We start from the raw sequence: 12,441 nt of genomic DNA on the forward strand, positions 1-12,441 counted from the left end.
CACGCGGACCAGATCGCCGACAGAGCTTCCCGCTCGATCGCCCCCCGCCGCCGCATCGGTCGCTGGCCATGCGCCCTTTCCCCGCGTCGAGGTGAGATCAGGATACGGGCGCCCCGAAAGGGTGAGGGGATTAAAGTTTTAGGGCAGCGATTTCAGATCGCTAGCGCGAAATAGCGTGAGCCCGGGGCCGCGCTCTCACGGAAAGACCTCTCAATCGTCCCGGACCGCAGGGTGAGTGCGTGTCCCCAAAGCCATTCGCGGCGTCGCCAGGCAAACCCAGACTCAGCGGATCTAAGGTGGGGACACGCACTCACACTAAACGCACTGCAAACTGGCCGACGCACTGCCGTGAGTGCATGTCCCCGCCCCCTTCGGAAGATGTGAGCGCTATCAGATCGCCCGATCCTGAAAAACGACGCTTCCACAACCTGGGGTTAGGGAAAAGCGGCGACTGAGATCAGGGTTTTCACCGATCTTCAAAATCAGGAAATGACGGAAATATACCTTCCGCGTCAGGAGTTCCATTATGTCGAGTTCTCAACACATCTCTGATCATCTCAAGGCGGTCCGCAAGATCGCCGTCGAAACCACTCCAGATGATGTCGCCGGAACGGTGACCTTGGCGATTCAGCGGGTGAAGGTGACAATGCAGAACCTGGCTCTGCTGGCCAACAAGACGGCCGATGTCGAGGCGGCCGCACGGGACGTGGACGCTTGCCTCCCCGCATTCGTGGGCGGCGAGTGGTCGGGCATCTTCTTCGGGAACCCGCTGCTGTCGGCCCTGGCCACCTTCGAGGCGGCGCTGGACGCCGCCGGACCCAGCGACGTGGCCAAGCGGATCGGGGCCTGGCCTGTCAGGACCGCGCCGCCCCCGCAGGCGGCGATCGTCCAGATAGCCTCCTAGGCCGCCTCGATGATCGCCAGGAAGTCCGCCGCCTTCAGCGAGGCGCCGCCGACCAGGGCGCCGCCGACCTCGGGCATGGCCAGGATTTCGCCGGCGTTGCTCGGCTTGACCGAGCCGCCATAGAGAATGGGCACGGTCGCGCCGTGCGCGCCGAACCGCTCAACCAGGACCGCGCGCAGGGCCTCGTGGATGTGTTCGATGTCGGCCGTGGTCGGCGTGCGGCCCGTGCCGATGGCCCAGACCGGCTCATAGGCCACCGCGAAGGCCTGCCCCGCCAGCGAAGCGGGCAGCGAACCCCGCGCCATGCCGGTGACCACCGCCTCGGCCTGGCCCGCGTCGCGCTGGACCAGGGTTTCGCCGAAACAGACGATCGGCTCCAGGCCCGCGGCCAGGGCGGCCTCGACCTTGGCCGAGACCAGGGCGTCGCTCTCGCCGTAGGCGGCGCGGCGTTCGGAGTGGCCGAGAATCACCAGCCTGGCGCCGGCGTCGGCCAGCATGGCGGCCGAGATGTCGCCGGTGTGCGGCCCAGACGCGGCCGGGTGGCAGTCCTGGCCGCCGACGATCACCGCCTCGCCGGCCATGGACTCGGCCATGCGGTGCAGCAAGGTGGCCGCCGGGCAGATGGCGACGCGGGCGGCGGGCGGCTTGGCGGCCAGCGCCGCGGCCACCGCGCGGGCCTCGTCGAGCGAGGCTTCCAGGCCGAACATCTTCCAGTTTCCGGCGATCAAAGGCCGAGGCGTGGTCAGCGAAAAGGTCATGGGGCCGGTTTGGGACCCCTGGCGAAGCGGAAGTCAAGACCGCTTACGCCCCTCCGCCGCTTGCCCGGCCCCCCGCGGCTCTACTATACCCGCAACTCGCGTGCGTTCCGTCGCCCGGGCTGTCGCCCTGCGGAGAAACCACGCGATTTTCGAGGAAGGTTTCTCCCAGTCATGCTCGCCGGCTTCCGCTCCTTCGCCAAATCCCCGTTCGCGGTGGTTCTGTTTGGTCTGCTCATCGTCAGCTTCGCGGTGTTCGGCATCAGCGACGTGTTCCGTCATCCCCCCGGCAAGTGGGTGATCGCGGCCGGGTCGCGGAACATGTCGCCGGAGGACTTCAAGGCGCAGTTCGAGAACTACCGTAAGCGCCAGCAGGCCGAAGGCCAGATCATCACGCCGGACGTCGCCGTCCAACAGGGCGTCGATCGCAAGATGCTGACCCAACTGGCCCTGCAGGAATCCCTGGCCGAGCTGGTCCGCAAGATCGGCGTGCGCCCGTCCGACAAGCTGGTGGGCGACACCCTGCGCGAACAACTGGCCGGCCTGCCGCCCGGCCAGCGCCCGTTCGATCCCATCACCGGCAAGTTCGACGCGGTGATGTACCAGCGCCTGCTGGCCCAGAACGAGCTGACCCCGGCCCGCTACGAAGCCTCGCTGCGGGACGACATCGCCCAGACCCATCTGTTCAGCGCCGTCGCCGCCGGCCTCCACGCGCCGCGCATCTATACCGCCATGCAGGCCGCCTACGGCCTGGAAGGCCGCGACCTGGCCGCCTTCGCGATCAATCCCGCGACCGTCGAACGGCCGGGCGCGCCGACCGACGCCCAGCTCCAGACCTTCATGAAGGAGCACGCCGCCCAGCTGACCCGCCCCGAGACGCGGATCCTGTCGGTGGCCCGCTTCAGCGCCAAGGCCCTGGAAGGCTCGGTCACCGTGCCCGAGGCCGACATCGTCAAGACCTACAACTTCCGCAAGGACACGCTGGGCACGGCCGAAACCCGTTCGTTCGTCCAGATCGTCGCCCCCGACGCCAAGGCCGCCGCGGTGATCGCCCAGCGCCTGGCCAAGGGCGACCAGCCGGCCATCGTCGCCAGCGCCTACGGCAAGCAGCCGGTGATGATCGACTCCAAGCCGAAGTCCGCCCTGCCCGACCGCAAGGTGGCCGACGCGGTGTTCACCCTGGCGCCCGGCCAGGTCAGCGCCCCGATCAACGGCGATCTCGGCGTCTCGGTGGTCAAGCTGGTCGCGGTCAATCCGGCCGCCATGCCCAGCCTGGAATCGCAGCGCCCGGCCATCGAGGCCGAGCTGAAGGCCCAGGCCGCCCAGGCCAAGGCCTATGAGCAGACCCAGACCTACCAGGACGCCCACGACGGCGGCGCCAACCTGATCGATGCGGCGACCAAGGCCAACGCCCCGGTGTTCACCACCCAGCCGATCGCCGCCAACGGCGCCGACCAGAACGGCCAGCCGGCCGCCGGCCTCACCCCCGACGCCCTGAAGACCGCCTTCGAACTGCCCTCGGGGGGCGAGAGCGAGCTGATCGAGGTCGGCAAGGGCGAATACTTCGCCGTCCGCGTCGAGAAGGTCATCCCCTCGGCCATGCCGCCGCTGGCCGAGATCCGCGAGCCCCTGGCCCAGCAATGGATGCTCGATCAACTGCTGGTCCGGATGAAGGCCAAGGCCGACGAACTGAGCGCGCGGGTCAAGAAGGGCGAGTCGCTGGAGGCGGTCGCCGCCACGGCCCAGACCAAGGTGCAGCGCGTTCCCAACATCACCCGCCAGAACGCCCGCCAGTTCCAGGCCCTGGGCCGCGACCTGCTGATGGGAACCTTCGGCGCCAAGCCCGGCGCGCCGTTCGTCACCCGCGGCCCGCAGGGCGGCTACCTGGTCGCCGTGGTCGAGAAGGTCCATCCCGGTTCGCCGGAGCAGATGGCTCAGATCACCGAGGCCATGCGTCCGCAAGCCTCGCAGGGCCTGTTCCGCGACGTCGGCCTGTCGGCCCAGGACGCGGCCAAGACCCAGCTGAAGACCAAGGTCAACCTGACCCTGGCCCGTCAGGCCATCGGCGTCGACACCAGCACCCTGCCCGCCGAAGACGGCAAGGCCCCGGCCAAGCCTAAGGCGAAGGCGCAATGAGCCTGGAGCCCGCGCTCGACGCCTTTACCGCCGCCTACGAGTCCGGCCGCCCGCAGGTGGTCTGGACCCGACTGATCGACGATCTGGAGACCCCGGTCTCGGCCTATCTGAAGATCGGTCACGGGCGGCCGTACGCCTTCCTGTTCGAAAGCGTCGAGGGCGGCGCCTGGCGCGGGCGCTATTCGATCGTGGCGATGAAGCCGGACCTCGTCTGGCGCTGTCGCGGCGACCAGGCCGAGATCGCGGAAGGCGACGACATCGCCGCCGGCCGCTTCACGCCCCAGGCGGGCGGCGCGCTGGACAGTCTGCGCGACCTGATCGCCGCCTCGCGGATCGAGATGCCTGCCGGCCTGCCGCCGCCGTCGGCCGGCGTGTTCGGAGCCCTGGGCTACGACATGGTCCGCCTGGCCGAGCGCCTGCCCGACATCAATCCCGACAGCCTGGGCCTTCCGGACGGCATCATGACCCGGCCGTCGATCGTGGCCGTGTTCGACGCCATCGCCCAGGAGATCATCCTGGTCACCACCGCCCGGCCCCAGGCCGGCGTGTCGGCCGCTGACGCCTATGCCGCCGCCCAGGGCCGGATCGAGACGGTGATGGCCGACCTGCGCGGTCCCCTGACCCAGCACGCGCCACGCCAGAGCCACGGCCAGGCCGAGTTCACCACCCCGGTCAGCCGCGAGGACTACGCGGTCGTTGTCGAGAAGGCCAAGGAGTACATCCGGGCCGGCGACATCTTCCAGGTGGTGCCCAGCCACCGCTTCCGCGCGCCCTTCCCGCTGGAGCCGTTCGCCCTCTACCGCTCGCTGCGCCGGACCAACCCGTCGCCGTTCCTGTATTTCCTGGATCTGGACGGCTTCGAGCTGGTCGGCTCGTCGCCTGAGATCCTGGTGCGGCTGCGCGACGGCAAGATCACCATCCGCCCGATCGCCGGCACCCGTCCCCGCGGCGCCACGCCCGAGCAGGACCTGGCGCTGGAGAAGGAGCTGCTGGCCGATCCCAAGGAGCGGTCCGAGCACCTGATGCTGCTGGACCTGGGCCGCAACGACGTCGGCCGCGTGGCCATGCTCAAGCACGCCGGCAGCAACGACCCGGCGACCAAGGGCAAGCACGCCAACGTCCGCGTCACCGATAGCTTCAAGATCGAGCGCTACAGCCACGTGATGCACATCGTCTCCAACGTCGAGGGCGACGCCCCCGACGGCGTGGATCCCGTCGACGTGCTGATGGCCGCCCTGCCCGCCGGCACGCTTTCGGGCGCGCCCAAGGTGCGGGCCATGGAGATCATCGACGAGCTGGAGATCGAGAAGCGCGGCGTCGGCTACGCCGGCGCGGTCGGCTATATCGGCGCCGACGGCTCGGTGGACACCTGCATCGTGTTGCGCACGGCCCTGGTCAAGGACGGCATGATGTACGTCCAGGCCGGCGGCGGCGTCGTGGCCGACAGCGACGCTGACGCCGAGTACGACGAGACCCTGCACAAGTCGCGGGCCCTGAAGCGCGCGGCGGAAGAGGCTTGGCGCTTCGCTTAGAGGGGGACGCTTGGCCTAGCGCGCGTCGATGCTCTCGCCCATGCGGTCGGACGGCAGATGCTGGACGACCGCCGGCGGGGCGATGATCATCACCGCGGCGAAGGTCACCGCGCTGAGCGCCGCGAAGGCGGCGGCGGCCAGGACCGGTCCCATCTTCTGCCGGCGCATGGGCTTGCGCAGCAAGGCCCGGGCATAGGCCAGGGCGGCGGTGTCGAGCGCGGAATCAGCGGGGTTCATGGCGCTCAGCATGCCCGACGCCCACATCGAAGCAATGCGGCGCTTTCGCACTGGGGGCTTCGCTAGAAAATCTCGGCGCGAAAGTTTCAACATTTTGTCGAAACCGCACTAGAAGGCTGAACCTGGAAAGGCGGCGTCATGATCCTGGTCATCGATAACTACGACAGCTTCACCTACAACCTCGTCCACTATCTGAACGAGCTTGGAGCCGAGACGGTCGTGCATCGCAACGACGACCTGTCGGTGCAGGAAGCCCTGGGTCTTCGTCCGCAGGCGGTGCTGCTGTCGCCCGGCCCCAAGGCCCCCGACCAGGCCGGCATCTGCCTGCCGCTGCTGCGCGGCGCGCCCGACGACCTGGCGATCCTGGGCGTCTGCCTGGGCCACCAGGCCATCGGCCAGGCCTATGGCGGCGACGTGATCCGCGCCAAGGAAGTCATGCACGGCAAGACCAGCAAGATCTTCCACAACGACCAGGGCGTCTTCAAAGGCCTGCCCAACCCGTTCATCGCCACCCGCTATCACAGCCTGGCGGTCGACAAGGCCACCCTGCCCGACGACCTGGAGATCACCGCCTGGACCGAGGACGGCGAGATCATGGGCGTGCAGCACAAGACCCGCCCGGTCTACGGCGTGCAGTTCCACCCCGAGTCGATCGCCACCGAAGGCGGCCACCAGCTGCTGGCCAACTTCCTGGACCTGGCCAAGGTTCAGCGCGACGCGGCGATCTGGGTCTAACCGATGTCGGACGCCTTCAAGCCCCTGCTGGCCAAGCTGGCCGACGGCCAGACCCTGGACGAGGACGACGCCGAGATCTTCTTCTCCGCCTGCCTGCGCGGCGAGCCCAGCCCGGCCCAGGTGGCCGCGGCGGTCACCGCCATGCGCCTGCGCGGCGAGACGGTCGGCGAGATCACCGCCTGCGCCCGCGCTATGCGCCGCGCCGCCATCCACCTGGACCATCCCTATGACGTCATCGACGTCTGCGGCACCGGCGGCGACGGCCTGCACACCCTGAACATCTCCACCGCTGTGGGCTTCGTCGCGGCCGGGGGCGGCCTCAAGGTGGCCAAGCACGGCAACCGGGCGATCACCAGCAAGTCGGGCACCGCCGACGTCCTGGCCGCGATGGGGGTCAATATCGACGCCAGCCTGACCCAGCAGCGCCACGCGCTGGACACCGCCGGCATCTGCTTCCTGTTCGCCCAGTCGCACCACGGGGCGATGAAGCACGTCTCGCCGATCCGCCAGCAGCTGGGCTTCCGCACCATCTTCAACCTGCTGGGCCCGCTGACCAATCCGGCCGGCGCCAAGCGCCAGGTGGTGGGCGTCTCGGCCCATCGCTTCGTCGAGCCGGTGGCCAAGGCCCTGGGCGCGCTGGGGGCCGAGCGCRCCTGGTCGGTGCACGGGGCCGGCATGGACGAGCTGACCACCACCGGCGAGACCGAGGTCGCCGAATGGCGCGACGGGTCCCTGCGGCTGTTCACGATCACCCCGGAAGCCGTGGGCCTGCCCCGCGCCGCCCTGGCCGACATCACCGGCGGCGACCCCGCCTACAACGCCGCCGCCCTGACCGCCCTGCTGGACGGGACGAGGAGCGCCTATCGCGACATCGTCATGCTCAACGCCGCCGCCGCCTTCCTGGTGGCCGACAAGGTCGAGACCTTGCGCGAGGGCGTCGAGCTGGCCGGCGCGGTGCTCGACGACGGCCGCGCCAAGACGGCGCTCGCCGGCCTGGTCGCCGCCACCAACAGTGAAACCGTGAACGCATGACCGACATCCTCGCCAAGATCGCCGCCTACAAGCGCGAGGACGTGGCGGATCGTAAGCGTCGGCGCTCGTTCGCCCAGGTCGACAACGCCGCCAAGGCCGCCAACGGCCCGCGCGGCTTCAAGGCCGCGCTGGAGGCCGACCACGCGCCCGGCAAGCTGGCCCTGATCGCCGAGATCAAGAAGGCCTCGCCGTCCAAGGGGCTGATCCSCGCCGATTTCGACCCGCCGGCTCTGGCTCGCAACTACGCGGCCGGTGGCGCGAGCTGCCTGTCGGTGCTGACCGACGGCCCCAGCTTCCAGGGCGCCGACGGCTATCTGATCGACGCCCGCGCGGCGGTCGCCCTGCCCTGCATCCGCAAGGACTTCCTGGTCGACCCCTGGCAGGTGGCCGAAAGCCGCGCCCTGGGCGCCGACGCCATCCTGGTGATCCTGGCGATGATCGACGACGCCCTGGCCGCCGACCTGATGAGCGAAGCCGCGCGCCTGGGCATGGACGCCCTGGTCGAGGTGCATGACGAGGCCGAGATGGACCGCGCCGGCCAGCTGGGCTCGACCCTGGTCGGCATCAATAACCGCGACCTCAAGAGCTTCGTGGTCGACCTGGCCGTCACCGAGCGCCTGGCCGCCCAGGCGCCCAAGGACGCCCTGCTGGTCACCGAAAGCGGCCTGTTCGTCGCCGCCGACGCGGTGCGAATGGAGGCGGCCGGCGCCAAGGCCATGCTGGTCGGTGAAAGCCTGATGCGCCAAGCGGATGTGACCGCCGCGACGCGGGCGCTGCTGGGCTAGGCTCTTACGGCTCGCGAAGGCGCGCCGACCCATGTTGCCTCGCCGCGAGGGCCATGACACGGTCGGCCCCGGACGCACGCCGGGAAGGGCGACCTTGATCGACGCAAACACGAACCGTGCGCTGTTGTCGCGAGCCCTGGCCCGCGTGGCGCAGCAGGACGCCGACGCCCTGCGTTACGTCTATCGCCACACCTCGGCGAAACTGTTTGGCGTCTGCCTCCGTATCTTGCACGACAGGCAGGAGGCCGAGGACGTGTTGCAGGACGTCTATCTGACGGTTTGGCGTAAGGCGGGGGGCTTCGATCCGGAGCGCGCCAGCCCGATCACCTGGCTGGCCGTCCTGACGCGCAACCGCGCCATCGACCGCCTGCGGGCGCGCGGCGACCGGGTCGTCGCCGACGTCGCGGAAGCCGAGGCCCTGGCCGATCCGGCCCCGCTGGCCTCCACCGTGGTCGAGACCGATGAGGACCATGCGCGGCTGGCCGAGTGCCTGGATCAGCTGGATCCACGCCACGCCGGGGCCGTGCGCACCGCCTTTTTCGAAGGCGTGACGTACGAAGCGCTGAGCCAGAGGCTGGCCATGCCGCTGGGCACCCTGAAAAGCTGGATCCGGCGCAGCCTGATCAGCCTGCGTGGCTGTCTCGAAACATGACCGACGCCCCGACCACCGGCCCCACGGGCGAAGATGACGACCGCGTCCTGGCCGGAGAATATGTGCTGGGCGTGCTCGATGCGGACCAACGCGCCGTCGTGGGCCGGCGGATCGCCGACGAGGCCGTCTTCGCCCAGGCCGTGGACTGGTGGGAGCAACGCCTGACGCCCCTGGTCGGCGAGGTGGCGGCCGTCGAGCCCAGCGCGGGGCTGTGGCCCCGGATCTCGAACCTGATCGCCCCGCCGAGCCAAGGGGTCTGGCGCGATGTGCGGGTATGGCGCGGAATCAGCGCCGGCGCCCTGGCCCTGGCCGCCGCCTGCCTTGTGGTGGTGGCGCTGCCGAACCGCGCCCCGCCGCCGGTCGCTGTCGCCCCGCCGCCCGTCGCCGTCGCGCCGGCTCCGAACCAGGTGGCGGTGATCGCCGATCCGGCCACGCGCGAGGCGCGGCTGGTGGCCACCCTCGACCCGGACCACGGTCAGCTGGTTCTGACCCCCGTGGCCCTGACCCTGCCGGAGGGCCGCGATCCCGAGCTGTGGATCATTCCCGAGGGCGGCAAGCCGATCTCGCTGGGCGTGATCGCTGCCTCGGTCCCGACCCGGATGGCCGCGCCCGCGGGCCTCAAGGCCGACGGCGTCTTCACCGCCACCCTTGCGGTCACCGACGAGCCGCCCGGCGGCTCTCCAACCGGCGCGCCCACGGGCTCCATCCGCGCCGCCGGGCAATTCATCCGCACCTAAAGGGTTCTCGGCGACATGCGGTCGCATCCGCCCATGGGCCCTTCCCGTACCTGCTTGCGACCGAGCGATCGGCCCAATCAGACAGGATGGAAGCCCATGAAGAAATCAGTTCTCGCCGCCGTGATCGTGGCCGCGCTCGGCGTCTCGGCCGTGGCCCCCACGGCCTTCGCCGAAGCCACCAAGACGGTCGGCGGGGCGGCGATGTATCCGTCCAAGACCATCGTCGCCAACGCGATGAACTCCAAGGACCACACCACCCTGGTGGCCGCGGTCAAGGCCGCCGGCCTGGTCGACACCCTGTCGGGCCCGGGTCCCTTCACGGTGTTCGCCCCCACCAACGCGGCGTTCGCCAAGCTGCCGGCCGGAACGGTCGACACCCTGGTCAAGCCGGAGAACAAGGCGGCCCTGACCAAGATCCTGACCTACCACGTGGTCGCGGGCCGGATGACCGCCGCCGACCTGAAGGCCAACGCCATGGCGCATGGCGGCAAGGCGATGCTCAAGACCGTCCAGGGCGAGACCCTGACCGTCAGCAAGGCCGGCATGGGCTGGAAGGTCACCGACGCCAAGGGCGGCTCGGCGATGATCACCATCGCCGACGTCATGCAGTCCAACGGCGTGATCCACGTCGTCGACACCGTGCTGATGCCCTAGGCCGGCGGGAGGGCGAAGGCTCGCGTCTTCGCCCGCCGCGACCCGACGAGAAAATCGTCGAACGTCTCGCATCCGTCGGCGCGGCGGTCCCGTAGCTGCTCTCGATCGGCGAGGAGGGACAAGTCTCATGGCGCGGATGCTCGCGGCGACGTTGCTGGCCAGCAGCCTGTTGGCGGCCGCCTTCAGCGGCGCCGCCCACCACCCGGCGGGAGATCGGGCAGCCCCCCATGCGGAAGGCGCGCCGCATCGCCCGGCGCCGGAAGACTCGTAGCGTTCCCCTCACCGCCAGCCATCGGTTCCGACGTTTGGCCTCGGCTGTTCGTCGTCCGCCGCGCGCCCGTCGCCCCGTCCCCCCAAACGGCGGGCCGCCGGGGCCCTCTCCGCCAGCGTACCGGGCGGAGAGGGCCTTGCCGTTGAACGCGGCGTGGAGCGCCGCCTACCATACGAACGGGATCAGCGCCGCCTTGCGTTTGCGATACGCGGCGTGCTCGTCGCCGAACTGGCGGGTCAGGGCCGCGTCCTCCACGCGGATCCGCTGACCGAACGCCAACAGGCCAAACGCCGCCAGGACCAGGGCCGAAAGCCAGCTGCACAGGCCCAGCCCCACCCCGATCAACGTCAGCAGGCTGCCCAGATAGGCCGGATTGCGCACGATCCGATACGGCCCCGAGGTGATCATCCTGTGGCCCTCCTGCAGGTGCACCGTGCGACGGAAGAAGGCCCCCAGGGTCAGGATCGCCCACAGGCGCAGGGTCAGGCCTGTCCAGATCAAGACCAGGGCCGCCAGCCGCGTCTCGGCCCGCCAGGCGTCCAGCAGGGCGAAGGCCGTGGCGGGGTTGTAGGCGACGAAGAAGGCCGCGAAGATTCCGGCGGCGATGATCGCCACCAGGATCCGCAGGCTGCCCCGGTCGGCGTCCTGGCCGCTCGCGCCGCGCCGGTCGCGCAGCCAGACCCAGACCTCGAACACCGCGAAGGCGGCGTAGCTGAACCAGAAGGCGCGCGGCCATCCCGCGTTCAACAGCCAGATCTGTCCCATGCCCGCCCCCGCAAGGCCTCATGGCCCACGGGCAGTACAGCCAGTCCGGGATGCGCGGTCAATCGCCCCTGATTCCCGCGGCGCCGCCCGGAATCCGAGACCCGGCTCGGCCGAGCGTCGTCCGAGGCCTGTATTTCCTGGAGAATTAGCCCGTCCGGCCGGCGAACACCGTTAACTTGACATCAACGAAGAACACCTAGAGAACATCTGCAGAGGTTTGCGGTTTGTTCCGCGACGACTGGCGAGGCCGGACATGCTTACGCGCAAGCAGCACGAGCTGCTGATGTTCATCCATGAACGGATCAAGGAGACCGGTGTCTCCCCCTCCTTCGACGAGATGAAGGAGGCGCTGGACCTGGCGTCCAAGTCGGGCATCCACCGGCTGATCACGGCCCTGGAGGAACGCGGCTTCATCCGTCGCCTGGCCCACCGGGCCCGGGCGCTGGAGGTGGTCAAGCTGCCGCAGCAGGCCACGACCGCCTCCCCGCCCAAGGGGCGCGGAACGTTCAAGCCGCAAGTGTTCGAAGGCGGCGGCCAGCCGCCGTCGACGTCCCRGCCCCAGATGGCCGCCGACAACACCCGCGACCTGCCGATCCTCGGCCGCATCGCCGCCGGCACGCCGATCGACGCCATCCAGCACGAACGCGAGCGCCTGCCGGTGCCCGAGACCATGCTGGGCGCCGGCGAGCACTATGTGCTGGAGGTGCAGGGCGACTCGATGATCGAGGCCGGCATCCTCGACGGCGACTACGTGATCATCAAGAAGGGCGACACCGCCAACAGCGGCGAGATCGTCGTGGCCCTGGTCGGCGAGGAAGCCACCCTCAAGCGCCTGCGCAAGAAGGGCGGCTCGATCGCCCTGGAAGCCGCCAACCCCAAGTACGAGACCCGCATCTTCGGTCCCGACCAGGTCGAGGTGCAGGGCAAGCTGGTGGGCTTGATCCGGCGTTACCACTAGATTTTTGATCCGCTCATCCCGGCGAACGCCGGGACCCAGATCATAAGGCGCTGAGTCTGATTGGACGGACCCAGCGCCTTTCTGTTTCAGCTCTACCCGTCCCAGCCTCGTATCCGCCGACTACGTCGCCATCCCCGCCGGCCGGTTCTCCACATACTGCGGCACGTTCAGCGGCGGCAGCCACGGCTCGCGGCGCTTGACCCAGACCTCGTACTGCGGCGTGAACTGGCCCACCTCGTCCAGGCCGCCCAGGTGGATCTCGATCTCCCCGTCGCCCTCCCCCTCCGC

Annotated in this window: 14 protein-coding genes and 1 pseudogene; 11 read left to right on the plus strand and 4 right to left on the minus strand. The window is 69.6% G+C overall.

The features are described 5' to 3' along the window. Window positions 1–101, minus strand: a pseudogene (locus tag AC1DZ6_RS07990) (hypothetical protein); the annotation flags it as partial. 545 nt (window positions 102–646) lie between these two features. On the opposite strand from AC1DZ6_RS07990, the gene AC1DZ6_RS07995 reads away from it, so the two are divergent. Next, window positions 647–904 (plus strand): hypothetical protein, encoded by a 258-nt coding sequence (locus AC1DZ6_RS07995; RefSeq protein WP_477096662.1) that lies wholly within the window; start codon window positions 647–649, stop codon window positions 902–904. On the opposite strand, the gene tpiA is transcribed toward AC1DZ6_RS07995, so the two are convergent. Beyond that, complete coding sequence (gene tpiA / locus AC1DZ6_RS08000) at window positions 901–1,662, minus strand: triose-phosphate isomerase (protein ID WP_477096663.1); 762 nt, start codon at window positions 1,660–1,662, stop codon at window positions 901–903. The two genes, AC1DZ6_RS07995 and tpiA, sit on opposite strands and share 4 nt — an antisense overlap. Window positions 1,663–1,833: 171 nt before the next feature. Between tpiA and AC1DZ6_RS08005 the strand changes: the two genes are divergently transcribed. Next, window positions 1,834–3,795, plus strand: a complete 1,962-nt coding sequence (locus AC1DZ6_RS08005; RefSeq protein WP_477096664.1) for a peptidylprolyl isomerase — start codon at window positions 1,834–1,836, stop codon at window positions 3,793–3,795. Continuing rightward, a complete protein-coding gene (gene trpE, locus AC1DZ6_RS08010; RefSeq protein ID WP_477096665.1) occupies window positions 3,792–5,327 on the plus strand; it encodes an anthranilate synthase component I in 1,536 nt (511 codons plus the stop codon). The genes AC1DZ6_RS08005 and trpE overlap by 4 nt, the downstream gene beginning before the upstream one ends. Window positions 5,328–5,342: 15 nt before the next feature. Here the strand turns inward: trpE and AC1DZ6_RS08015 are convergent, their stop codons facing one another. Beyond that, on the minus strand, window positions 5,343–5,564 hold the full coding sequence (locus AC1DZ6_RS08015; RefSeq protein ID WP_477096675.1) for a hypothetical protein: 222 nt from the start codon (window positions 5,562–5,564) through the stop codon (window positions 5,343–5,345). 138 nt (window positions 5,565–5,702) lie between these two features. On the opposite strand from AC1DZ6_RS08015, the gene AC1DZ6_RS08020 reads away from it, so the two are divergent. The 7 genes from AC1DZ6_RS08020 to AC1DZ6_RS08050 all read left to right on the plus strand — a co-directional run bounded on the left by AC1DZ6_RS08020 (window position 5,703) and on the right by AC1DZ6_RS08050 (window position 10,430). Next, the gene (locus tag AC1DZ6_RS08020; protein ID WP_477096666.1) at window positions 5,703–6,299 is read left to right on the plus strand and encodes an anthranilate synthase component II; all 597 of its coding nucleotides are present in this window, start codon (window positions 5,703–5,705) and stop codon (window positions 6,297–6,299) included. Between the two features lie 3 nt (window positions 6,300–6,302). Further along, window positions 6,303–7,331, plus strand: coding sequence for an anthranilate phosphoribosyltransferase (gene trpD, locus AC1DZ6_RS08025; RefSeq protein ID WP_477096667.1), 1,029 nt, complete (start codon window positions 6,303–6,305; stop codon window positions 7,329–7,331). Then, complete coding sequence (gene trpC, locus AC1DZ6_RS08030) at window positions 7,328–8,116, plus strand: indole-3-glycerol phosphate synthase TrpC (RefSeq protein ID WP_477096668.1); 789 nt, start codon at window positions 7,328–7,330, stop codon at window positions 8,114–8,116. The genes trpD and trpC overlap by 4 nt, the downstream gene beginning before the upstream one ends. A gap of 94 nt (window positions 8,117–8,210) precedes the next feature. Further along, a complete protein-coding gene (locus tag AC1DZ6_RS08035; protein ID WP_477096669.1) occupies window positions 8,211–8,768 on the plus strand; it encodes a sigma-70 family RNA polymerase sigma factor in 558 nt (185 codons plus the stop codon). Beyond that, the gene (locus AC1DZ6_RS08040) at window positions 8,765–9,505 is read left to right on the plus strand and encodes an anti-sigma factor (protein WP_477096670.1); all 741 of its coding nucleotides are present in this window, start codon (window positions 8,765–8,767) and stop codon (window positions 9,503–9,505) included. The genes AC1DZ6_RS08035 and AC1DZ6_RS08040 overlap by 4 nt, the downstream gene beginning before the upstream one ends. Window positions 9,506–9,601: 96 nt before the next feature. Beyond that, window positions 9,602–10,159 (plus strand): fasciclin domain-containing protein, encoded by a 558-nt coding sequence (locus AC1DZ6_RS08045; protein ID WP_477096671.1) that lies wholly within the window; start codon window positions 9,602–9,604, stop codon window positions 10,157–10,159. Window positions 10,160–10,286: 127 nt separating this feature from the next. Next, on the plus strand, window positions 10,287–10,430 hold the full coding sequence (locus AC1DZ6_RS08050) for a hypothetical protein (protein ID WP_477096672.1): 144 nt from the start codon (window positions 10,287–10,289) through the stop codon (window positions 10,428–10,430). Between the two features lie 165 nt (window positions 10,431–10,595). Here AC1DZ6_RS08050 and AC1DZ6_RS08055 read toward each other — a convergent pair whose 3' ends face one another. After that, complete coding sequence (locus AC1DZ6_RS08055; protein ID WP_477096673.1) at window positions 10,596–11,195, minus strand: methyltransferase family protein; 600 nt, start codon at window positions 11,193–11,195, stop codon at window positions 10,596–10,598. A 253-nt stretch (window positions 11,196–11,448) separates the two neighbouring features. On the opposite strand from AC1DZ6_RS08055, the gene lexA reads away from it, so the two are divergent. Then, a complete protein-coding gene (gene lexA / locus AC1DZ6_RS08060; protein WP_477096674.1) occupies window positions 11,449–12,153 on the plus strand; it encodes a transcriptional repressor LexA in 705 nt (234 codons plus the stop codon). Window positions 12,154–12,441 lie beyond the last annotated feature (288 nt).

The organism is Caulobacter sp. P1_B12_2 (assembly GCF_056406675.1).

What these genes read in the sequence shown, in the direction of transcription:
- trpE (WP_477096665.1), top strand. Translation starts at nt 3,792, where the DNA reads ATGAGCCTGGAGCCCGCGCTCGACGCCTTTACCGCCGCCTACGAGTCC.
- AC1DZ6_RS08055 (WP_477096673.1), bottom strand. Translation starts at nt 11,195, where the DNA reads ATGGGACAGATCTGGCTGTTGAACGCGGGATGGCCGCGCGCCTTCTGG.
- AC1DZ6_RS08005 (WP_477096664.1), top strand. Translation starts at nt 1,834, where the DNA reads ATGCTCGCCGGCTTCCGCTCCTTCGCCAAATCCCCGTTCGCGGTGGTT.
- AC1DZ6_RS08020 (WP_477096666.1), top strand. Translation starts at nt 5,703, where the DNA reads ATGATCCTGGTCATCGATAACTACGACAGCTTCACCTACAACCTCGTC.
- tpiA (WP_477096663.1), bottom strand. Translation starts at nt 1,662, where the DNA reads ATGACCTTTTCGCTGACCACGCCTCGGCCTTTGATCGCCGGAAACTGG.
- AC1DZ6_RS08050 (WP_477096672.1), top strand. Translation starts at nt 10,287, where the DNA reads ATGGCGCGGATGCTCGCGGCGACGTTGCTGGCCAGCAGCCTGTTGGCG.
- AC1DZ6_RS08040 (WP_477096670.1), top strand. Translation starts at nt 8,765, where the DNA reads ATGACCGACGCCCCGACCACCGGCCCCACGGGCGAAGATGACGACCGC.
- AC1DZ6_RS07995 (WP_477096662.1), top strand. Translation starts at nt 647, where the DNA reads ATGCAGAACCTGGCTCTGCTGGCCAACAAGACGGCCGATGTCGAGGCG.
- AC1DZ6_RS08015 (WP_477096675.1), bottom strand. Translation starts at nt 5,564, where the DNA reads ATGAACCCCGCTGATTCCGCGCTCGACACCGCCGCCCTGGCCTATGCC.
- AC1DZ6_RS08045 (WP_477096671.1), top strand. Translation starts at nt 9,602, where the DNA reads ATGAAGAAATCAGTTCTCGCCGCCGTGATCGTGGCCGCGCTCGGCGTC.